23 protein-coding genes are annotated in these 20,372 nt (G+C 64.8%); 13 read left to right on the top strand and 10 right to left on the bottom strand.

The window, feature by feature from the left end:
- Positions 1 to 76 precede the first annotated feature (76 nt).
- Both aceE and B5X73_RS17720 read left to right on the top strand, forming a co-directional pair.
- On the top strand, positions 77 to 2,770 hold the full coding sequence (aceE, locus tag B5X73_RS17725) for a pyruvate dehydrogenase (acetyl-transferring), homodimeric type (protein WP_036109892.1): 2,694 nt from the start codon (positions 77 to 79) through the stop codon (positions 2,768 to 2,770).
- Between the two features lie 121 nt (positions 2,771 to 2,891).
- Positions 2,892 to 3,236, top strand: coding sequence for a DUF4377 domain-containing protein (locus B5X73_RS17720; RefSeq protein ID WP_176167881.1), 345 nt, complete (start codon positions 2,892 to 2,894; stop codon positions 3,234 to 3,236).
- A 96-nt stretch (positions 3,237 to 3,332) separates the two neighbouring features.
- Here the strand turns inward: B5X73_RS17720 and B5X73_RS17715 are convergent, their stop codons facing one another.
- Both B5X73_RS17715 and B5X73_RS17710 read right to left on the bottom strand, forming a co-directional pair.
- Positions 3,333 to 3,656, bottom strand: a complete 324-nt coding sequence (locus tag B5X73_RS17715; protein ID WP_036109896.1) for a hypothetical protein — start codon at positions 3,654 to 3,656, stop codon at positions 3,333 to 3,335.
- Between the two features lie 95 nt (positions 3,657 to 3,751).
- The gene (locus B5X73_RS17710; protein ID WP_079522741.1) at positions 3,752 to 4,435 is read right to left on the bottom strand and encodes a glutathione S-transferase; all 684 of its coding nucleotides are present in this window, start codon (positions 4,433 to 4,435) and stop codon (positions 3,752 to 3,754) included.
- A gap of 107 nt (positions 4,436 to 4,542) precedes the next feature.
- On the opposite strand from B5X73_RS17710, the gene B5X73_RS17705 reads away from it, so the two are divergent.
- Positions 4,543 to 4,851: a DUF3247 family protein gene (locus B5X73_RS17705; protein WP_079522740.1), complete on the top strand. Its 309-nt coding sequence runs from the start codon at positions 4,543 to 4,545 to the stop codon at positions 4,849 to 4,851.
- Between the two features lie 58 nt (positions 4,852 to 4,909).
- On the opposite strand, the gene B5X73_RS17700 is transcribed toward B5X73_RS17705, so the two are convergent.
- Together B5X73_RS17700 and B5X73_RS17695 are read right to left on the bottom strand one after the other, a co-directional pair.
- Positions 4,910 to 6,214: a thioredoxin family protein gene (locus B5X73_RS17700; RefSeq protein ID WP_079522739.1), complete on the bottom strand. Its 1,305-nt coding sequence runs from the start codon at positions 6,212 to 6,214 to the stop codon at positions 4,910 to 4,912.
- 62 nt (positions 6,215 to 6,276) lie between these two features.
- On the bottom strand, positions 6,277 to 7,536 hold the full coding sequence (locus B5X73_RS17695) for an MFS transporter (protein WP_079522738.1): 1,260 nt from the start codon (positions 7,534 to 7,536) through the stop codon (positions 6,277 to 6,279).
- Positions 7,537 to 7,636: 100 nt separating this feature from the next.
- Between B5X73_RS17695 and B5X73_RS17690 the strand changes: the two genes are divergently transcribed.
- On the top strand, positions 7,637 to 8,344 hold the full coding sequence (locus tag B5X73_RS17690; protein ID WP_079522737.1) for a hypothetical protein: 708 nt from the start codon (positions 7,637 to 7,639) through the stop codon (positions 8,342 to 8,344).
- On the opposite strand, the gene B5X73_RS17685 is transcribed toward B5X73_RS17690, so the two are convergent.
- Both B5X73_RS17685 and B5X73_RS17680 read right to left on the bottom strand, forming a co-directional pair.
- The gene (locus B5X73_RS17685; RefSeq protein ID WP_079522736.1) at positions 8,345 to 9,166 is read right to left on the bottom strand and encodes a ferritin-like domain-containing protein; all 822 of its coding nucleotides are present in this window, start codon (positions 9,164 to 9,166) and stop codon (positions 8,345 to 8,347) included.
- 70 nt (positions 9,167 to 9,236) lie between these two features.
- The gene (locus B5X73_RS17680; protein ID WP_079522735.1) at positions 9,237 to 9,650 is read right to left on the bottom strand and encodes a universal stress protein; all 414 of its coding nucleotides are present in this window, start codon (positions 9,648 to 9,650) and stop codon (positions 9,237 to 9,239) included.
- 199 nt (positions 9,651 to 9,849) lie between these two features.
- On the opposite strand from B5X73_RS17680, the gene B5X73_RS17675 reads away from it, so the two are divergent.
- The 5 genes from B5X73_RS17675 (at position 9,850) to B5X73_RS17655 (ending at position 12,815) form a co-directional block, all read left to right on the top strand.
- Positions 9,850 to 10,311, top strand: a complete 462-nt coding sequence (locus B5X73_RS17675) for a hypothetical protein (protein ID WP_036109922.1) — start codon at positions 9,850 to 9,852, stop codon at positions 10,309 to 10,311.
- Positions 10,312 to 10,442: 131 nt separating this feature from the next.
- Positions 10,443 to 10,967, top strand: a complete 525-nt coding sequence (locus B5X73_RS17670; protein ID WP_043696203.1) for a peroxiredoxin — start codon at positions 10,443 to 10,445, stop codon at positions 10,965 to 10,967.
- A 2-nt stretch (positions 10,968 to 10,969) separates the two neighbouring features.
- Positions 10,970 to 11,500: a hypothetical protein gene (locus B5X73_RS17665; protein WP_079522734.1), complete on the top strand. Its 531-nt coding sequence runs from the start codon at positions 10,970 to 10,972 to the stop codon at positions 11,498 to 11,500.
- 61 nt (positions 11,501 to 11,561) lie between these two features.
- Positions 11,562 to 12,314, top strand: a complete 753-nt coding sequence (locus B5X73_RS17660) for a DUF2884 family protein (protein WP_079522733.1) — start codon at positions 11,562 to 11,564, stop codon at positions 12,312 to 12,314.
- Between the two features lie 66 nt (positions 12,315 to 12,380).
- Entirely contained in the window at positions 12,381 to 12,815 is a 435-nt protein-coding gene (locus B5X73_RS17655) for a PA2169 family four-helix-bundle protein (RefSeq protein WP_036109934.1), read from the top strand.
- Positions 12,816 to 12,818: 3 nt separating this feature from the next.
- On the opposite strand, the gene B5X73_RS17650 is transcribed toward B5X73_RS17655, so the two are convergent.
- Together B5X73_RS17650 and B5X73_RS17645 are read right to left on the bottom strand one after the other, a co-directional pair.
- A complete protein-coding gene (locus tag B5X73_RS17650) occupies positions 12,819 to 13,040 on the bottom strand; it encodes a hypothetical protein (protein ID WP_079522732.1) in 222 nt (73 codons plus the stop codon).
- Between the two features lie 108 nt (positions 13,041 to 13,148).
- Positions 13,149 to 16,040: an ATP-binding protein gene (locus tag B5X73_RS17645; RefSeq protein ID WP_079522731.1), complete on the bottom strand. Its 2,892-nt coding sequence runs from the start codon at positions 16,038 to 16,040 to the stop codon at positions 13,149 to 13,151.
- A gap of 107 nt (positions 16,041 to 16,147) precedes the next feature.
- On the opposite strand from B5X73_RS17645, the gene B5X73_RS17640 reads away from it, so the two are divergent.
- Positions 16,148 to 16,786: a response regulator gene (locus B5X73_RS17640; protein ID WP_036109944.1), complete on the top strand. Its 639-nt coding sequence runs from the start codon at positions 16,148 to 16,150 to the stop codon at positions 16,784 to 16,786.
- 116 nt (positions 16,787 to 16,902) lie between these two features.
- A complete protein-coding gene (locus B5X73_RS17635) occupies positions 16,903 to 17,739 on the top strand; it encodes a DUF2884 family protein (protein ID WP_176167880.1) in 837 nt (278 codons plus the stop codon).
- 7 nt (positions 17,740 to 17,746) lie between these two features.
- Here the strand turns inward: B5X73_RS17635 and B5X73_RS17630 are convergent, their stop codons facing one another.
- Positions 17,747 to 18,691: a D-2-hydroxyacid dehydrogenase family protein gene (locus B5X73_RS17630; protein ID WP_217699789.1), complete on the bottom strand. Its 945-nt coding sequence runs from the start codon at positions 18,689 to 18,691 to the stop codon at positions 17,747 to 17,749.
- Positions 18,692 to 18,703: 12 nt separating this feature from the next.
- Complete coding sequence (locus B5X73_RS17625; protein ID WP_079522727.1) at positions 18,704 to 19,093, bottom strand: VOC family protein; 390 nt, start codon at positions 19,091 to 19,093, stop codon at positions 18,704 to 18,706.
- 148 nt (positions 19,094 to 19,241) lie between these two features.
- On the opposite strand from B5X73_RS17625, the gene B5X73_RS17620 reads away from it, so the two are divergent.
- Positions 19,242 to 19,703, top strand: coding sequence for a MarR family winged helix-turn-helix transcriptional regulator (locus B5X73_RS17620; protein WP_079522726.1), 462 nt, complete (start codon positions 19,242 to 19,244; stop codon positions 19,701 to 19,703).
- Positions 19,704 to 19,819: 116 nt separating this feature from the next.
- Positions 19,820 to 20,371 (top strand): isochorismatase family protein, encoded by a 552-nt coding sequence (locus B5X73_RS17615; RefSeq protein WP_079522725.1) that lies wholly within the window; start codon positions 19,820 to 19,822, stop codon positions 20,369 to 20,371.
- Position 20,372 lies beyond the last annotated feature (1 nt).

Here is a 20,372-nt window from a genome sequence, read left to right as displayed (position 1 = left end):
TCATGTGAAGGTTTTCCCGCCACCCGCGGGCTTCTTCAGACCCCATGAGCGCGCGGCCAGCGCGAGCGGAGCATCCATGGACCAGATCGACGATATCCTGAACCAGGACCTCGACCCTACCGAAACCCGGGAATGGGTCGAGTCGCTCAACGCCGTCATCAATCATGACGGTACCGAGCGCGCGCATTACCTGCTGGAGCGCATGGTCGATTCGACCCGTCGCGCGGGCGGCTACCTGCCGTTCGATCCGACGACGGAGTACGTGAACACCATCCCGCCGCACATGGAAGCGCGCAGCCCGGGCGACGCCGCCATCGAGTGGCGCATCCGCTCGCTGGTCCGCTGGAACGCCCTCGCCACCGTCGTTCGCGCCAACCGCAAGCCGGGCGACCTCGGCGGCCACATCTCCAGCTTCGCCTCCTCGGCGACCCTGTACGACGTCGGCTTCAATCACTTCTGGCGCGCCCCCAGCGCGGACCACCCGGGCGACCTGGTGTTCCATCAGGGCCATTCGGCGCCGGGTGTCTACGCCCGCTCGTTCCTCGAAGGCCGCATCGGCGAAGAACAGCTCGACCTGTTCCGCATGGAAGTGGAAGGCAAGGGCCGTGGCCTGTCCTCCTACCCGCATCCCTGGCTCATGCCCGACTACTGGCAGGTGCCGACCGTCTCGATGGGTCTCGGCCCGATCCAGGCGATCTACCAGGCGCAGTTCTGGAAATACCTCGAACACCGCGGCCTCATTCCGAAGTCCGATCGCAAGATCTGGTGCTTCATGGGTGACGGCGAGTCGGACGAGCCGGAGTCGCTGGGTGCGATCTCGCTGGCCGGCCGGGAGGGCCTCGACAACCTGATCTTCGTCATCAACTGCAACCTGCAGCGTCTCGACGGCCCGGTTCGCGGCAACGGAAAGATCATCCAGGAACTGGAAGGCGTGTTCCGTGGCGCCGGCTGGAACGCCATCAAGGTCGCCTGGGGCAGCTACTGGGATCCGCTCCTCGCCCGCGACACCTCGGGCAAGCTGCGTCAGCTGATGATGGAAACCGTCGACGGCGAGTACCAGGCCTGCAAGGCCTTCGGTGGCGCCTACACGCGCGAGAAATTCTTCGGCAAGTACCCGGAAACCGCCGCGCTGGTCGCCAACATGTCCGACGACGACATCTGGCGCCTGAACCGCGGTGGCCACGATCCGCACAAGGTCTATGCGGCCTACCACGCGGCCGTGAACACCAGGGGCATGCCGACCGTCGTCCTCGCCAAGACGGTGAAGGGCTACGGCATGGGCGCCGCGGGTGAGTCGCAGAATCCGGCGCACAACCAGAAGAAGATGGACACCGACGCGATCCGCGCCTTCCGCGACCGCTTCAACATTCCCATTCCCGACGACAAGCTCGACGAAGTGCCGTACTACCATCCGGGCAAGGACTCGGAAGAGGTGCAGTACATGCTCGAGCGCCGTCGCGCGCTCGGCGGTTCGCTGCCGCAGCGGCGCCGCAAGTCCGACCAGTCGTTCAAGGCACCGACGATCGAGTCGTTCGAGCAGATCACCAAGGGCACCGGCGATCGCGAGATCTCCACCACCATGGCCCTCGTGCGTGGCATGAACCTCATGCTGCGTGACAAGGAGCTGGGCCCGCGCATCGTGCCGATCGTGGCCGACGAAGCCCGCACCTTCGGTATGGAAGGCATGTTCCGCCAGATCGGTATCTATGCGCCGTTCGGCCAGAAGTACCGGCCGCAGGACGCCGACCAGCTGCTGTATTACCGCGAAGACCAGAAGGGTCAGGTGCTGCAGGAAGGCATCAGCGAGGCCGGCGGTATGAGTGCCTGGCTGGCGGCGGCCACCAGCTACAGCATCAGCAACGTGCCGATGCTGCCGTTCTTCATCTACTACTCGATGTTCGGTTTCCAGCGCATCGGCGACCTCTGCTGGGCCGCTGGCGACATGCGCGCGCGTGGCTTCCTCATCGGCGGTACCTCGGGCCGCACCACGCTCAACGGCGAAGGCCTCCAGCACGAAGACGGTCACTCGCACCTGCTCTCCGGCGCGATCCCGAACGTGGTGTCGTACGACCCGACCTTCTCCTACGAGCTGGCCGTCATCATGCAGGACGGTACGCGCCGCATGATGCAGGAGCAGGAAGACGTCTACTACTACATCACCGTGATGAACGAGAACTACGCCCACCCCGATCTGCCGAAGGGCAGCGAGGAAGGCATCGTCAAGGGCATGTACCTGTTTAAGGACGGCGGCAAGGCGAAGAAGAACGAGCCGCGCGTACAGCTGATGGGTTCGGGCACGATCCTGCGCGAAGTCATCGCGGCCGCCGAGCTGCTCGAGAAGGACTTCGGCGTCTCGTCCGACATCTGGTCGGTGCCGAGCTTCTCGGAAGTCCGTCGCGAAGGTTTCGACGCCGAGCGCTGGAACCGTCTGCATCCGGAATCGCCGCAGCGCGTGCCGTACATCACCGGTCTGCTCGCCGACCGTCAGGGTCCGGCGATCGCCGCGACCGACTACGTGCGTGAGTTCGCCGATCAGGTCCGCGCCTTCATGCCGGACGGCATGCGTTACACGGTGCTGGGCACGGACGGCTACGGCCGCAGCGATACGCGTGCGCACCTGCGCAGCCACTTCGAGGTCGATCGCTACTGGATCGCCCAGGCCGCCCTGGCTGCGCTGGCGAAGGAAGGCAAGGTCAACGCCAAGGACGTCAGCCGCGCGATCAAGGAATACAAGCTCGACATGGATAAGCCGAACCCGATGACGGTCTGACAGCCGTCATGTGCGACGCGTAGAAAGGGCCGGAGCGATCCGGCCCTTTCTTTTTTGGCATCACGTCATGTCGATGGCGGGGCTGTTATCCATGAACGCAACCGACTGCGGAATTCCTGCCATGCGCCTTCCTTTGCTCACTGTTGCCGTCGTCACGCTCGCTGCGTGCGCGACCTCGCCCCAGCAGGGCTCGACATCGCGGCTGCTGTATATCGCCGGCAGCAAGGTGCCATGCACCAACGGCGTTATGAAGACCGAATGCCTTCAGTACCGCGAGGAGCCGAGCAAACCGTGGCAGGTGACATACGTGCCGGTCGAGGGCCTCGACTGGAAGCCAGGTAACGAGTACCTGCTGAAGATCACCGAGGTTCACTCGAAGAATGCGCCGATGGATGCGTCGCGCGTTACCTGGCACGTCGACAAGATTGTCGAACAGCACGCCGAGTCGATGCCGCCGACACCGTGATCGATGGCTGAACCCGATCGCTTCGATAGCAAAAACCTCGGGCAATAAAAAAGGCCGGAAGTGATTCCGGCCTTTCGTCGGGCGGTTCGACGTCGATCAGTCGTCGTCGCGCAGCGCGTGGCGGATCAGCAGGAAGGTGCCGATGGCTGCCGCGGCGATGCCGATGGTGACGCCCGGGTTGCGACGGACCTGCTTGCGCAGCTTGCGATACTGATAGGTCGCCTCGTCGGCGAAATCCTCGGCCAGGTAGCGCGCACGACGACCGGTGCTGCGGCTGGCGAACTTGTTGGTGACGCGACGGGTGCGATCGAGCAGATCGTTGCCCGAGCTCTGCGCCTCATCGGCGTAGTGACGGACGCGCCCCGATACACCGTTGACGGCGCTTTCGACCTGACGCGCGAATTCACGATTTCTGCTCATGGTGACTCCCTCTCAAGTGATGCGGACGGGGATCGACTTTGCGATCCCCGCCGTGAGCACGGTGTAAACAGCCGAGGGTGCGATTGAACGGCGATTCAGCGGGGCGGCTTCGGCGCCAGGTCGTAATCGCCGCCACGTTTCAGGGCCGCCTGATAGGCCGGACGTGCGTGGATCCGGTCGAGGAAGGCGGTGAGGCGAGGGCGCGACGCGTCCAGTCCGCCCCGGCTTGCGGCGGCTTCCAGCGGGAAACTCATCTGGATGTCGGCGGCCGTGAACTCGTCACCGGCGAACCAGCCTGACTGGCCGATTTCGCCTTCCAGATAGTCCAGGTGCAGCTTGAGCTGCGGATCGATGAACGTTTTCTGCCCGCCCTTCGCCATCATTCGTGCCACCGGCTTCGCAAAGAACGGCACCGGGGCGCTCTCCATGCGGACGAACACCAGCTTGAGCAGGAGCGGTGGCATGGCCGAGCCTTCCGCGTAGTGCAGAAAATAGGTGTAACGCCGCGCATCGGCGGTATCCGCGGGTGGTTTCAGTCGCCCGTTGCCGTATCGACCGACCAGGTATTCGATGATCGCGCCCGACTCCGCCACGGTGATGTCGCCGTCGACCACTACCGGCGATTTGCCCAGCGGATGGATGGCGCGAAGCGCCTTGGGTGCCAGCATCGTCTTCGGGTCGCGTTCGTAGCGGACGATCTCGTACGGCACGCCGAGTTCCTCCAGCAGCCACAGGACGCGCTGTGAGCGCGAGTTGTTCAGGTGATGGACGGTGATCATGGCTGACTCGCGCGTGGAGGGAGGCGCAGGTTAGCAGCGTGCCACGTAGACATTCCATCGACGGGCGGAGAGTAGCGTCTGGGATCTTGTTCACGAGGAGCGATGCCATGAGCCGCGAAGCCGAGACGATTCACACTGGCCCCGGATCCATCGAGCGCCTTCAGGCGCTCATCGGGGAACTGAGGGATAACGCGAAGGTCGTGCTGCATCTGCGGGACGGCTCGCGGATGGAGGGCGTCGTGGCGGTGGTGCCCACGGTGCAGAATTTTGTGGACCCAGCCGGCACCGAAGGCGTCAACGGCGTGGTCAAGCTGATCGACCCCGCCCGCCCCGAATGGTCGGCGACGGTCTCGCTCGACACGATTGCGAAGGTGGAGCACCTGGATTCGGTGGTTTACGGGACGTCACAGAGCTGAGTGACGATGTGGAACCGGGGTCCGCTGCCGGCTCGCCCCGGTGTCCGGCGGCCCCGTCTCAGCCGGCAGCGGCCAACGACTCCTGCAGCTTCTTGCTCTGCTCCGGAAAGGCCTTGCCTTCCGCCGCGATGGTCTCCGCCACCACCTTTTTCGCCTCGCCATCGCGATGGAGTGCACGAAGCGCCTTTACCCGGAACGTCGCTACCGTAAAGCGATTCGCGCCATAGGCCTTCGTGGCCGCCGCGTCCAGATACGGGAGCCCGCCGGCAGCATCGCCTTTCTCGACGAGGCGGCGTCCATAGCGGTAGCTGTACACGTAATCGTCCGGGTACGCCGCGATGAGCTGCTTTTCCAGCGTGTCGAGCTCATCGCCCGCCTTCGCCCGCACGAGGTAGACGCGCAGGTTGTCGGCGAGATTGCGATCGCTCCTGAGGTCGCCGTGCAGCTTCTCGCGGCTTAGATCGATCGCCTTGCGCAGGACGGCCTGCTCACCCTCGTGATCGCCAAGCGCCGCATCGAGATCGGCAGCCGTCAGTACGGCGCTTCGCTGATCGGCACATGCGGGAGCAGCGGTGAAGACCTGCGCCGCGATGAACTGCTCGTACGGCGCCTTCTGCGGGCGCAGTGCGGCAGTGCGCGAGTCGGGATGTCGCGCTTCGGTGGCACCGATCAGATCGTCGAGTACGTACGGACGATCGCAGCCGATATTGCCGTCGAGAATCTTGGTCGCCGCGGCAACGATCGCGGCATCATCCTTCTTCTCCTTCGCCTGGAGCAGAAGCAGACGCTGCTTGGCGAGCGCGACGCGTTTGTCCTTGTCGGACACGTTGCGGACCATCGGTGGCAGCGTGTCGAACCATGCCATGCCTTCGGTGCCCTGATAGCGCAGCTGGTAGGTGTCGAGTACGTCGGCCACCGAGGCGAGCGAGCCCTTCGCGGCATCCGCTTTCTGCTTCGACAGGCGTGCATCGCCGGAGAGCAGTCCGCCGACTTCTTTATAGAACGTGTCGCGGGGACGTTCGGCGAGGATGCGTCCGAGCTCCTCGCCGTCCGGGCCGATGGCCACGTACGTGGGCAGGAAGTGCACGTTCCACTTCGTCATCCAGGCCTTGTCCGCCGGTTGGTCGGCGTCGGCCTCATAGAAGATCACCTTGGTATTGAGATCCGTCCACTCCTTGCCGTTGAGCACGTGACTGGCCATGAAGTAGCACGAGTAACACCATACCGCCTGAAAATCGACGAGCACCGGCTTGTGCTCGCGCTTGCCCTGGGCGAGGGCGGCATCGAGACTGGCAGGACCCTCATGGGCGGCGAAAGCCGGCGCGGCGAGGGCGACAAGGGTGGCGGCGAGCAGGCGCTTCATGGTGGACGTCCCCTTTTTGGCGGTATAGACGTCCACCCTAATAACACGTTTTGACGGGTGTGTCAGATCGTGTCGCTGGCGCCTTCGACGGGCTCCGGCTCGGATACCAGCCCCTGGCGGTGGCGCAGGGACGGGAACCACCACATCCAGAGCCCGACCACGACCAGTGTGCCGATGCCGCCGATAAGCGTCGCGTTGACCGCGCCAAGTGCCGCGGCGAGTATCCCCGACTCGAATTCGCCCAGCTGGTTGGAGGTGTTGATGAAGATGGCATTGACGGCGCTGACGCGGCCGCGCATGTCGTCGGGTGTCTCCAACTGCACCAGCGCGCCGCGGATCACCATGCTGACCATGTCGAACGCGCCCAGCGCGAACAGCGCGACGATGGACAGCCAGAGCGAGGTGGACAGGGTGAAGACCAGCGTCGCGATACCGAATCCGGCCACCGAGGCGAACATGATCGGCCCGACCCGGCGCTCGAGCGTGTGCCGTGACAGCCAGATCGACATCAGCAGCGCGCCCACCGCCGGAGCGCCACGCAGCATGCCCAGGCCCCAGGGGCCCGTGTGCAGGATGTCCTTGGCAAAGATGGGGAGCAGCGCGGTAGCGCCACCCAGCAGCACCGCGAACAGGTCCAGCGAAATCACGCCGAACACCGCCGGCCGACGACGAATGAAGTGCACGCCCGCGAACAGGGTTTTCAGGGTCGCCGGCTCACGGCGGGGCGGCGCGTGGTCGTACGACAGGCGCGACATCAGCGTGAACGCGACGAGGTAGAGCGCGGCGGACACGCCGTACACCGCGGCGGGGCCCGCGATATACAACAGGCCACCAAGCGCCGGACCGGCGATCATCGCGGCCTGTCCGGCGGCGGAGGTGGACGCCATCGCCCGTGGAAGCACATGCGCGGGAACGATGGCCGGGAGCATCGCCGACAACGCCGGAAACTCGAACGCCTTGCCGACGCCGATCACGAAGACCAGCGCGAGAATGCCCGCTTCGTTCAGATGGCCGGTGAAGCTGAAGACCGCCAGCGCCGCGATGGCGAGCCATTCGATCGCCTGGCACAGCGTAACGATCCGCCGACGGTCGAACTGGTCCGCGACATGTCCTGCCGGCAGCGCCAGCAATACCGAGGGCACGAACTGCACGAGGCCGATAAGGCCGAGATCCAGGGCACGCCCGGTGATCTCGTAGATCTGCCAGCCCACCGCGACCGACATCATCTGGAAGCCGAAGCTCGACGCGTTCCTGGCGAACCAGAACTGCAGGAAGGCGCGATGGCGCAGCAGGAAAACGGGCGCCGGGGGCATGGACGACATGAGGACTTCCTTGGGAGCGTGCGCGTATTTTACGCGTCGCCTTGCCAATCGCGTCGTCGAAGGGCGAAGCTACGGCTTTCCATGCCGGAATCGCAAGATCATGCGCAGACTCGCCACGCTCATCGCCGTTACCGCGCTCACCGCCGCCTGTTCGTCACCGCAGGATCAGCCGGCCGAGCAGGCGCCCGTCGCCAACAATCAGGCCGACGAAGCGGCGAAGAAGCTCGAGACCTACCAGCAGTTGCTGAAGCTGCACAACGATGGCCCGGCCGTGCAGCTGGGACATGAGATCGTCGACAAATATCCGGATACGCCAGCCGCCGCCGAGGTGAAAAAGACGCTCGCCGACCTGGAAACCAACTACAAGGCCGCCAGCGAGAAGGCGCGCCTGTCCGCGTTGTGGCTCTACCAGACCTCACCCATGCAGGGCGGCACGCAGAGCACGGCCACGATCCAGACCACGCGCCCCACGGGCGAAGAGACGGTGCGCCTGATCCTGCGGCGGCATACCGCCTGGGGCCAGAGCGTGTTTCTCTACGCGACCGGCGGCAAGGGCTTCGTCTGCAAGGGCGACTGCGATCTCAAGGCTACCTTCGACGGCAAGCCGAAAACCATCAAGGCCTTCCGCCCGCCGACGGGAGAACCCGCACTGCTGTTCCGCAACGACGCCGCCTTCCTCAAGGATCTTGCGAAGACGAAGCGGCTCACGATCGACGTCGTGACGATCACCCGTGGCGAAACCACCCTTACCTTCGAGACCGGCGGCTTCGACAACGACAAATGGACGCCGTTGCCGAAGAAGAAATGATCAGTGCAGGAACAGCTTCTCGGTGATCCGCGTCAGCGGCCATTCGAGCATGGCGTTCATCTTCGCGGGAAGATCCAGCGGGCGGAGCAGCATTTTTACGGTCATTTCCGCGGGAATATGCCGTTTGAGGAGGCCTTCCGCCTTGCTGGTGACGCGCCGGAATTCCGCGTCGTCGTGCGCTTTCTCCGGATACCGCACGTTGAAGACGTGGCGCAGTGCGATGTCGCTGTCCTCGTTCTTGATCTCGCTCAGGCGCTTGACCAGCACGCGCAACGTGCTGAAACGACCGATACCGTCGCGCTTTCGATAGATCCGGAAGTGCTGGTAGAAGTGCTTGTAATGACGCACTTCGTCGCTCTTGATGTGGTTGGTCAGTTCGCGCAGCACCGGCTCATCGGTGACGTCGTTGAGCGCGCGATAGAGGCTGGCGGTGCCTGTTTCGACGACGCAGCGCGCCGCCAGTTCGAGGCCACGGTTAGGCTCGAGTTCTTCGGCGGTGCAGACGGAACCGTAATGCGCGAAGAAGTTCCTGAAGCCTTCGTCCCAGTCGAACTCGGGCCATACATGGCGAACGTAGGCCGCCAGTGCGCGGCCATGCTGCATCTCCTCGTGCTCCCAGTGATCGCGGAGCCAGGCCTGCAGCTCGTCGTCACCGGCAAAATGATCGACGAGGTTGTGCGTGTACAGGTCCGAACCGCTCTCGACGAACGACGAGCTGCACAGCAGGAGGAACAGGTCTTCGTTGTGCCTGACCTTCTCGACGTCGATGCGCGAGAGGTCCAGTTGTTCGAGCGTCCATGGCAAGGTAGTGGCGTAGCTCACTTAAGGTGTTCCTCGATCGCTTGACGTGTTGCCCCCCGGGGCATTGCCGAATTGTGACAAAGCCAGGCGATTAGCGCACCACGGTCACGGGAACGTGTGCCTTGGCCAGCACGTCGGTCGAGGTCGAACCGACCAGCCAGCGGGCCAGGGCGCCCCGCTCGGTGTGTCCGATGACGATATGGTCGACCCCATGCTGAGCCACGTACGAGAGCAGGGCGTCGCCCGGGCTGCCGTGAACCATGCCCACCTCCACCTGTATACCCGGCGCGGACTGGAGCGCGGCGATTTCGGCCCGCAGGGCATCGAGGCGGTCCCTGCCGTTGTCGCTCATCATGAGAGCCGACGTGTCGGCGCCGTTGTCGAGCTGCCAGACGGAGACCACGTGCACGCTGGCCTGGGCGCAGGCGGCTAGTTCGATGGCGAACAGGTAGGCGCGACGGGCGGTTTCCGAGCCGTCGTAGCCGACGAGGATGTTCCTGGGCATGGCAGTTCTCTCAACCTTCTCTGACGAACGGGTTCGATAGTAGATCGGCCATGTCGACGCGGCGAGATGGGTTCACCGGGCGTCCACGTAGCCTGCAGCTTCCTGAACGGCCACGGCGGGACTCCGCATTTCTTCACATTCGTGAGTGGAGAATCCGCCCACACACAGTCCCTGCCACTCACTCTTACGGAGAATCAACATGATCAAGCGCATCGCGGGTATGGCCATTATCGCAGTGGCCGCGGCAGGTGCTTTCACGGTGCAGCCGGCGAAGGCCGAGTCGACCGCCGCAACGAAGTGCCACATGACCTTCAGCACCACCGGCTGGGCCGCCATCTACAAGAAGGCTGACGGCCGCGGCCACGTCCGTTGCGACAACGGCCAGAGCGCCGACGTGCTCATCCACGTTCGTGGCGGCGGTCTGACGGCTGGCAAGTTCAGCATCGAAGGCGGCAAGGGCGAGTTCACCAACGTCAAGGGCATCAGCGAAATCTACGGCGAATACGCTTCGGGCGGCGCCAACGCGGGTGTCGTGAAGAGCGCCGAGAGCGCCGCCATGACCAAGGGCGAAGTCTCGCTTGCCGTCACCGGCACCGGCCGTGGCTTCAACCTCGGCGTGGATCTGAGCAAGTTCGAAATCGAGCGTCTCGGCAGCAAGTAATCGCGACCGCGGTGAGTTTCGAGGGGCGCCCGATCGGGCGCCCTTTTTTTATGGCCGGCAGAGTGGGGTGAGGCCACCCCGGGAGGCCGGCGAGTACACTCACCCTATTCCATCCCTTTGAGGTTTCTCCCATGCGCCGCCTCCTCAGCGTCATCGCCCTGTCCCTAGTTACCGCCGCCGCCTGGGCCGCCACCCCGGTCGCCGGCGAGAAGGCCCCGGATTTCCGCCTGCAGGATCAGAAGGGTGACTGGCACACCCTCGACACCCATAAGGGCAAGTGGCTGGTGATGTACTTCTATCCGAAGGACTTCACGGCCGGTTGCACCACCGAGGTCTGCACCTTCCGCGACGACATCGCCAAGCTGCACAAGGCCGGCGCGGACGTGGTCGGCGTCAGCCTCGACGACGTCAAGTCGCACGCCGAGTTCGCCGAGAAGTATCACGTGCCGTTCCCGCTCCTGTCGGACGCCGATGGCGCCACGGCCGTGAAGTACGACGTGCTCAACAACAAGCTCGGCATGAAGTACGCCCGCCGCGAAACCTTCCTGATCGACCCGGCCGGCAAGATCGTCAAGGTTTACAAGGACGTCGACCCGGAGAAGAACTCCGGTCAGGTGTTGTCCGATCTCGACCAGTTCAAGAAGGCGGGTGCCTGAGCGTGCTCCAGGCATCCCGCAATGCACGCCCCTTCGCGCCGTGGCGCATCGTCGTATGGCTGGTCATGCTGCTCGCCGCGGCGGGCTTCGTGATCAATGCCTATGCGTCCGTGGTCGTTGCGCATGCGGCCGGGGCGCTCACGGAGGAAGCCGTAGCCGGCGGCCCAAGTCCCCGCATCGCCCTGGCCTGGTCGGTGGGTTACACGCTGGCCGCGTTCGGCATCATGGTCGTCGCGCTGTCCACACTGCGCTGGCGTGCATGGGCTCGGGATGCGATGCGCCTCGTCGCCCTGTTGCTCATGGTCTGGGCGGCTTACACGGCCTGGTTCGCCTACGGTCAGTGGCAACAGATCGGCGTCGTGCTCGGTCAGCCGGGCCTGCCGCCGGATCTGGTGGCGGTCGCAAGCAGGCAGCACACCATCATGCTGGTGAGCGTCATTCTCAAGGTCGTGTCGGTGCCCCTGCTGGGCTGGCTGGCGTGGGCGCTCGGCAGCGTGCGTGTCCGGCAGCAGTTTCTGGCATCGGGTCTGTGAGAACGGTTCAGCGAGGATTAGTCCGGCGGAAGGTATCGAGTCACTTTCGCCGGGATCCTTCATGACCGCTCGCCTGACCGCATTCGTACTGGCCTTCTGCTTCGCGGGCGGTGCCGCAGCCCAGGATCTCGATCACAGCTGCCGCATCGCAAGCAGCTACGATCTGACCGTACGGCCTGATGCGCTGCTGTTCGAGCGGCCGGAGGTCGCTCCCCGCACCGTGCGAATGCACGACGGATCGCTGTCCACGGATGGCCGGGACGTCAGCCTCAGGCCCGACGAGCAGGATCGCGTCGCGTTGTTCGAGCGAAGCGTCCGTGCGTTGTTACCCAAAGCGAAGGCCCTGGCGAGCGATGGGGTCGACATCGCTGCCCAGGCGGTACGCGATGAGGCGGCGACGGCGGCTCCGGGTGCGGCGGCGAGCGGCGATCTCGATCGCGCCCTGAATGCGCGGGTGGCCGACATCAAGCGCCGTATTGCCGCCAGCCAGAGCACCCGCGACTGGCAGGAAGACGCGATGCGCGCCTACGCGCAGGAAATCGTTTCCGACATAACGCCCATCCTGACCGAGGACGTGGGAGGCGAAGCGATGCAGCTTGCGATGAACGGCGATCTTCAGGGTGCGGCCGCGCTTCGTGACAGGGTCGCGTCGGTGTCCACTGGCGGGCAGGCGCGTGTCATGACCCGCGTGGAAAACGCACTGAGGCCCCGTGTACAGGCCTTGTGCCCGTCCATCCGCCAGTTGCTCGACCTCCAGTCAGGGCTGCGCGATGCCAGCGGGCACCCGCTGCTTCTGCTCGAGAGCGGCGAATGACCGCTGGCTGACCGGGACAGGCCGCATTTAGGGGGCGCTAAGTCCCGGGGGGCTAACGTCCGCCCCATGGAACGTACTTCGATCCGTGTCGTGAATGGGCTGATCCGCCGCGTCATCGCGGATCGGGATCTCTATCGTCAGGCGGCCCGTAGCGTCCGCGAGCCGGGGCTCCGCGCGATCCTTGAAGAGTCCGCCGACTCCCTGACCGCCATTGCGGGCGATCTGCAGGGTCAGGTGAGCGCCACCGGTGGTAAGCCTGCGCTGGTCGGTGGCGCCATGAGTGGCGTTCGTCGGACGATGATGGAAGCGACGGTAAAGCTGTCTCACGATCCCGACGTGACCTGGATACGCACTCTCGAACAGATGGAACATCGCCTGCTTGAGGCGTTTCTTCGTCTCGAGGCGTCATCCGGTGACCGTGCGGCGGTGGGCCGGCACATCGCGCGGCTGCGCCTGCTGCACCTGGACATGACCAACCTCGGCGGCGCGACCGGGCGCTGACCCTCAGGCGGCTCTGCGCAGGTCGCGCAGGGTCCGATGTAGCACCCTGTCAGCCGATACGTGCACACGTTGCCGGCCCATGAGCGTCTCGCGATCGGCGAAGAAGTTGGCGAAAGCGATGGCGTCCGCCGCATCGGTGCGGACAGCGATCTGCATGCCATCGCGGAAAATGCCCCAGGCATCCCCTACGTCGGCGATGTGGTACTCGATGATGTGCCCGCTCATGCTTGCCTCCGTCCCCGCGCGATCGCGTTACCTGACAGGATGGACTTGAGACACTGAGACAAAGAATCAGACGATTCTGAAAAATCGACTTTTCTTTTGAGAAAGTCCTCAAGTTAGGTGTCCGTGCTGCACGGCGTCCCGCAGCCGGGCCACGAAGCGATCCAGTAACGGGGGCACGTCGGCTAGCCGTGCCATGGCGTCCTCCGCTCCTGTACCTGATACGAGTGCGCGCTGGAGTGCTTCGACGCTGATCGCCTCCGGCGACACGCCGAAAATGCGCATACCCCCGAGTATGCGATGCAGCCGTTCGCCTGCGGCGCCGGGCGTTGCCGCGGCACGCAGTTCGCCGACGTCGTGGCGAAGGCCCGCGGCGAAGCGATCGACCATCGCGGGAAGTGCCGTCAGATCCCCGAAGGTTTCGCGCCACAGGTCGAAGTCCCACGAATCGCTGGTCGTCTGCGGCTCGTCTGCCGGCGGTACGATCGCGTCGCGCAGGGTCGCCAGTCGCAGCGGCTTGGTGACGAACGCATCTACGCCATCGGCCAGGCACCGATCCCGTTCCGTCGCCATGACATCCGCCGTCATGGCGACGATGCGCATCGTTTCGCCGCGCTCGCGAAGTGCGCGTATGAGTTCATGTCCGTCCATGACGGGCATGTGGATGTCGGTGAGGAGCACGTCGACACGCCACTGCCCGGCGATGGCCAGCGCTTCAGCGCCGTCGTTCGCGATTCGGTAGGGATGGCCGAGGCGTTCGAGTTGCGCGGCGACGAGTTCGCGGTTGATCGCGTGGTCCTCGGCGACCAGCACATGGCACGTACGCGCCACGGTGCCGGTTGGCTCGGGCACGGTGTGGGTGGGACTCGTCGCCTCGCAGACGGGAAGGCTGAGGTCCACGGTGACCCGCGTCCCCTGGCCTGGCGAACCGCTCATGGCGATCTGCCCATGCAGGAGTTCGACGAGGCTGCGACTGATGGTCAGGCCCAGTCCACTACCGCCGAAACGTCGTGCGGTCGACGCTTCGGCCTGACTGAACGGAGAAAACAACCGCTCGATATCGTCGGCCGCAACCCCTATCCCCGTGTCGCCGATGCAGAAGCGCACGGCCTGGACTTCATGTGCGTCCTCGACGACGTCGACCGTCAGCTCGACGCCGCCTTCCTCCGTGAATTTCACCGCGTTGCTGACCAGATTCAGGAGAATCTGGCGCAGACGGCTGCTATCCACAAGAAGGCATGCCGCAAGACGGGGATCGATGCGAGTGCCCAGTCGCAGGCCCTTCTTGCCCGCTTGCCAGCGATGAAGGTCGATGACTCCGGATACCAGTGAGCGGATGTCCACGGGTGAGGGATCGAGCAGGACGCGGCCCGCCTCGATCCGCGAAAAATCCAGCACATCGTCCAGGATTTGCAGCAGTGCCTCGGCCGAGCTCTCCGCCGTGGTCAGCAGTCGCCGTTGTGCCTCGTCCAGTTCGGTTTCACCCAGGATTTCGAGCGTGCCGAGGACTCCATGCATCGGCGTGCGGATTTCGTGACTCATGGTGGCCAGAAATCGGCTCTTTGCCTGAGTGGCGGCTTCGGCTGCGAGCTTTGCCGAGGCCAGCTGGCTCGACTGCCGGTGGCGTTCCGACACATCGATCCAGTAGCCGGTGAATTCGACGGCGTCGCCGACGCGCCGTGGCAAGGCGTGGGACGCCACCCAGCGCTCCGGTGCGACATCCCTGACTCGAAGCTCCGCATGCAGGGGTTGCAACGTCGCGGCACTCTGCGCCATCGCAGCCAGGAGCGATGACTGGTCGCGTTCGTCCACCCGTTCGAAGGCGCGACGTTCGTCGCGAAGGATCGTTTCCGCGTCGATGCCGAACATGGGCTCCGGGTTGCCGCCGACGTAGATGAAGGTGATGGGACCATCGGTCCGGTACATGAAGCGATAGACGACGGCCGGCATATGGCGTGTGACATCGGCCAGTTGCGCTTCGCTGCGCACGCGCCTTCGCGTTTCCCTGCGTAGCTGGAGGTAGGCGTACGACACGGCCATCAGCAACAGCAGTGCGAGCACGCCCGCTGGCCCGACCTTGCGTGCGATCTCCGTCCAGGACCCACCCCACGTGTAGTGCGAACGCAGCCACGTATTGCGGATCGACTGCGAGCGGCGTTCCGGCAAGCGGGCCAGAGCCCGGTCGATCAACGGGACCAGGGGGGCGTAGCGAGCCGACACGGCGACGGTGAGTTCAGCGCGCTCGTTCGTCGGGGCGGCCAGCTTGAGTTTCGCCGGATAATCGCGCCGGATCAGCGCCTCCGCGGTGGCGATGTCACCGACGTAAGCCTCCGCCGTGCCCGTGGCCACGGCCTGCAATCCATCCGCTGTGGTCCGGACATCGATGACGCCGACGCCAGGTATCGCCTTGACCGCTGCGGCCACGGCGCCCTGGGACAGGTTGGCCGCGACATGCCGTCCCGCGAGGTCGTGACTGTCGCCGATGGTGGCGAAATCCTCCCGGGTGACGATCATCACCGGAAATTCGGCGTAGGGCGCCGAAAAGATGAAATGCCTGCCGAGTTCCGCGTTACGCGCCGACGCGGCCGGGAGTACATCGATGTCGCCGGCTGACGCGGCGCGTACCGCCTCATGCCAGTCCGTTGTCGGTACCGTCCGCGTCCTGAGGCCGAGTGCGTGCAGCGCGGCCTCCAGATAGTCGATCGACAGACCCTCGGCTTCGCCATCCCGGCCGATCATCGATAGCGGTGCGGCTGTCGGATCGATGCCGATGCGCAATACCGGAAGCGTCGCCAGCCAGCGTCGTTCGTCCTCGCTCAGCGGGACATCGGCTTCCGACGATGATGGTAACGCCCACGCGTGATCGTCCGTCGTGCGCCCATCGCTCTGCCAGAGCGATGCCGATGCAAACGGTGGGTGATCACCCGCGTACGCCGTGTCGAGGGCCGCGCCCCAAGCGATGGCGAGACATCCCAATTTGACCAATTTTCTCAATAGCTTCATGGCGTTCCTTCGACCACGAACGGAGCTTTACTGTAATCTCCGCGATGCGAACAGAAGTAACATATTGCATGGAAAGCGGCTGCGCATTTCCGCCGCTGAGGGAAAACATGGTTCTGCGAACGATCATTGCCGACGATCATCCGGTAGTCCTGATGGGTACGCGCGCCGCGCTCGAGGCTACCGGTGACATCGAGGTGGTCGGTGAGGCAGCCAACGGCGATCGCTTGCTCGACGTACTCGCCGCGTGTCCGTGCGATGTCGTGGTCACCGACTTTTCGATGCCGGGCGGTCGTCACGGCGATGGGCTCGGCCTGATCGATCTCATCCGTCGTCGTTACCCCAGGTTGCCCGTCGTCGTGCTTACGATGGTCAACAACGCCGCCGTGCTGCAGGCCATGCGAGCGCGCGGCGCGCTCGGACTATGCGACAAGCGCGCACCCCTCAGGGAAGTGGCTGTCGCCGTCAGGCAGGCCGCCAATGGCCGTCCGTTTCTCAGCGATACGATCCGCCGGCAGTTCGACGAGGCGGGCGTACAGGCGCCCAGCGACGCGTCGCGTCTGTCGGCGCGGGAGATGGAGGTCGTGCGGCTCTATGTCGGCGGGATGTCGATCTCGCAGATCGCGGAGCGCCTCAGTCGCAGTGTCAAGACGGTGAGCCGGCAAAAGCGCGACGCGATGCGAAAGCTGGGGCTCGACCACGACAGTCGTCTGTCCGAGTACGCCCGCGAACGCGGCATCGCTTCCTGACCGTGCCGAACGTCATCCCGTGACCTGCAGCCCATGCGTCGTTCATCGCATCGGTTTAAACCATGAGCGAGCCGGCCGCATCTGAGTCGGCGTCATCCATCTCAGGGAGCAGGGCCATGCGCCGTTCAACGATCACCGGCACGCTCGCCGCCGTAGCGGTGCTTACCGCCAGCGCCGTCGGTGCGCGGACGATCAACTTCAGCACCGACACCTGCAAGAGCGATTACTCCACGCCTTACGATGTCGACGTCACGAGTTCGGGCCTGTCTTTCCATCGCAAGGACGGCACGCCGGCCCAGATCTTTCTTCATGACGGTACGGTGCGCGTGGATGGCAAGCAGGTTGCCGTCTCCCAGACCGATGCCGAGGCGCTGCGCCGTTACGAGGATGGCGTCCGCAAGCTCGTGCCCCAAGTCGCGACGATCGCCCGTGAGGGCATCCAGCTTGGTTTTGCGGCGATGACCACGGTGACACTGTCGTTCGCCGACGGCGACCAGCGGGCCGCCATGCTGGAGAAGCTGAAGCGTAAGCAGGCCCAGGCCTTGCGTGAGATCGACGAAGGTCTGGGTGCCGGCCACTGGTCCGGCGACCGGATGGAGGAGACGATCGGCGGTTCGATTTCCGACAGCGTTGGCGAACTGGTCGGGTCGGTCACGTCCAGCGCCGTGACAGCGGCTCTGTCCGGCGACTCCAGCAAGGTAGCCGCTTTGCAGGCGCGTGCGGAATCGCTGGAAAAATCCCTCGACGGCGAGATGAACAAGCGCTCGAAGGCGCTGGAGAAGCGTACCGACCTGATCTGCCCACAGCTCAACGATCTCGCCGAGCTGCAGCATGGCTGGTCGATACGCCAGCCCGATGGCAAGCCGCTGGAACTGATGACGGTCAAGCCCAAGGGCAGCGACGATCATGAAGACGAGGCCGCGAAGGGCGGCAGGAAAGTCGCGTCCTTCTGAGTTCTTTTCAGGTCCGCCTGCCCAGCCACTCTACGATGTTTCTGACCGAGTCGCCGTAGAACGTCCGGTACATTTCCTCCGTGACATAGCCGATGTGTGGCGTCGCCAGCACGTTGGGCAGGTCGCGGAACGGGTGGTCCGCAGGCAGAGGTTCGGTCTCGTACACGTCGACCGCGGCCCCGGCGATGCGTCCGCTGATCAACGCGTCGACCAGGGCGGCCTCGTCGACGATCGGGCCGCGGGAGCTGTTGATCAGGCGCGCGCCCGGCTTCATCGTGGCAAGTTCGGGGGCGCCGATGATGCCGCGCGTGCGCTCGCTGAGACGCGTGTGAATCGTGAGAAAGTCGGACTGTGAGAGCAGCGCCTGCTTGCTGACCCGGCGTACACCCAGTGCACTGGCCGTTTCCTCCTGCAGGTTCTCGCTCCAGGCGATCACTTGCATGCCGAAGACCTGCCCGATCCGTGCCACCTTCGACCCGATCCGACCCAGCCCGAGGATGCCCAGCGTCTTGCCGCCCAGCTCGGTGCCCAGGCCCGTCTGCCATCCTCCCGAGCGGACGGACGCGGCTTCACCCGCAATGTCGCGCGCCAGACCCAGGATCGCCGACCAAGTAAACTCGATGGTGGGTGTCGACGAGTAATCCGTATTGACCACCGCGACGCCGTGCTCCGCGGCGGCTTTCAGGTCGATCGACGCATTGGCCAGCCCCGTGGAGGCGATGAGACGCAGACGGGGCAGGGCGGCGATCAGGTCCGCCGTGAGCGCGGTGCGTTCGCGCATCACGCAGAGCACGTCGAACGGGGCCAGCCGCCGGACGAGGGCGTCGTGATCGTGGAGGTGGTCGTGGAAGATCGTGAGTTCCGCTCGTGCTTCCACGGGCGACCAGTCCGCCATGGTGCGGGCGACCTGCTGATAATCGTCGAGTACCGCGACGCGAATGCGATCGTTCATGGTCATTTCCGGTCAGAGGGTGGGCTGGATGAGATCCCAGGCGTTGCCGTAGAGATCTTCGAATACCACGACTGTCCCGTAGGGCTCATGCCGCGGCTCCTCGCGAAAGCGCACACCATGCCGGGTCATACGCGCATGGTCGGACGCAAAATCGTCGGTCTGCAGGAAGAGGAAGACGCGGCCTCCGCCTTGCTTGCCCACGTGCGCACGTTGCTCTTCCGTGACCGCGCGAGCCAGCAGGAGCTTCGTCCCCTCGGCGCCGCGTGGCGCGACCGTGACCCAGCGCTTGTCGGGACCCTGAGGCGTATCCTCGATCAGCGCGAAGCCCAGCGCGCCGGTAAAAAACGCGATGGCCTCGTCGTAGTCGCGGACGAGATAGGCGATGGCGCCGAGGGACTGCATGACGTTGTTCCTTGGGGATGCGGACGACCAAGCATCCAAGCTGACCGCGTTCGCCGCAAGCCCATCGTGGCACGACCGCAAGAAGTTTCGAAGGCAAACTTGCAAGTTAGGCTTGCAAGTTTGCCTTGCGGACCCTAGCCTGTTTCGTATGCCGACGAAACGCCCTGCGAAGCCACCATCCGCCGAAGCGGCCGCCGCCGATCTGCTCACCGCCTGCGGCCAGCTGATCCGTCGCCTGCGCGCGGAATCCAACAACCTCGAGCTGACCTGGTCGCAGATCGCGGCGCTATCGCGACTCGAGGGTGGAGCCATGTCCACGGCGGAGTTGGCACGCGCCGAAGCGGTCAAGCCGCAGTCGATGGGTGCGACGCTCGGCGTGCTTGAGGAAGAGGGGCTGGTGGAGCGAACCCCTCACCCGAGCGATGGGCGCCAGTTCCTCGTTCGCCTGACGCGAAAAGGTGTCGAAGCACGCCAGCGTACGCGCGACGCCAAGCAGGCCTGGCTCACGGGCGCCGTCGCGCGGCTGACGTCGGACGAGCAGGCGGACCTTATCGCCGCGGCCGCCGTCATGCGGCGCCTTGCGGACATGAGTCAACGGGACGCGTCGTGAAGCAGGTCGCCGATGCCCTGATCGCGATCGCACCGGTGTCCACCTCGCGCGAGTCTCCGATCGCACGCTCCCGCGTGTGACGTCTTCTTCCACCCACCCATCCCGAGGTTGTTAACATGCCGCTGAGCCAACTCGAAAAGAACGCCGCCCTCGTCGTCATCGACCTGCAGCACGGCATCGTCGCGCTGCCGACGGTTCATCCGTCGGCCGACATCGTTGCAAAGTGCGCGGCGCTTGCCCGCGCCTTCCGTGCGAAGCGTCACCCGGTGGTGCTCGTCAATGTGGTCGAGGCCGCACCGGGTCGTACCGACGCGCCGAAACATCCTTTCCCTACCGATCCCAGATTCGCCGAGCTCGTGCCCGAGCTTGAAGCGGCGCCGAGCGACATGCGCGTGAGCAAGCAGCGCTGGGGAGCCTTCCAGACGACGGATCTCGATGCGCAGCTGCGCGCGAAGGGCATCACGCAGATCGTGCTTGTCGGTATCGCTACGAGCATCGGTATCGAGTCGACGGCGCGCTACGCCAGCGAACTGGGTTACGACGTCGTGCTGGTCACCGATGCGATGACCGACCTCGTTGCGTCGGCGCATGAGAACAGCATCAAGACGATCTTCCCGCGCATCGGCGAAACGACGTCGACCGACGAGCTGCTGAAGGCTGTTGGCTGAC

Source organism: Luteibacter sp. 22Crub2.1, assembly GCF_900167995.1.
Taxonomy (GTDB): Bacteria; Pseudomonadota; Gammaproteobacteria; order Xanthomonadales; family Rhodanobacteraceae; genus Luteibacter; species Luteibacter mycovicinus.
Note: the sequence above shows the minus strand (reverse complement) of the source record. Positions and strands in the feature narration are given on the sequence as shown.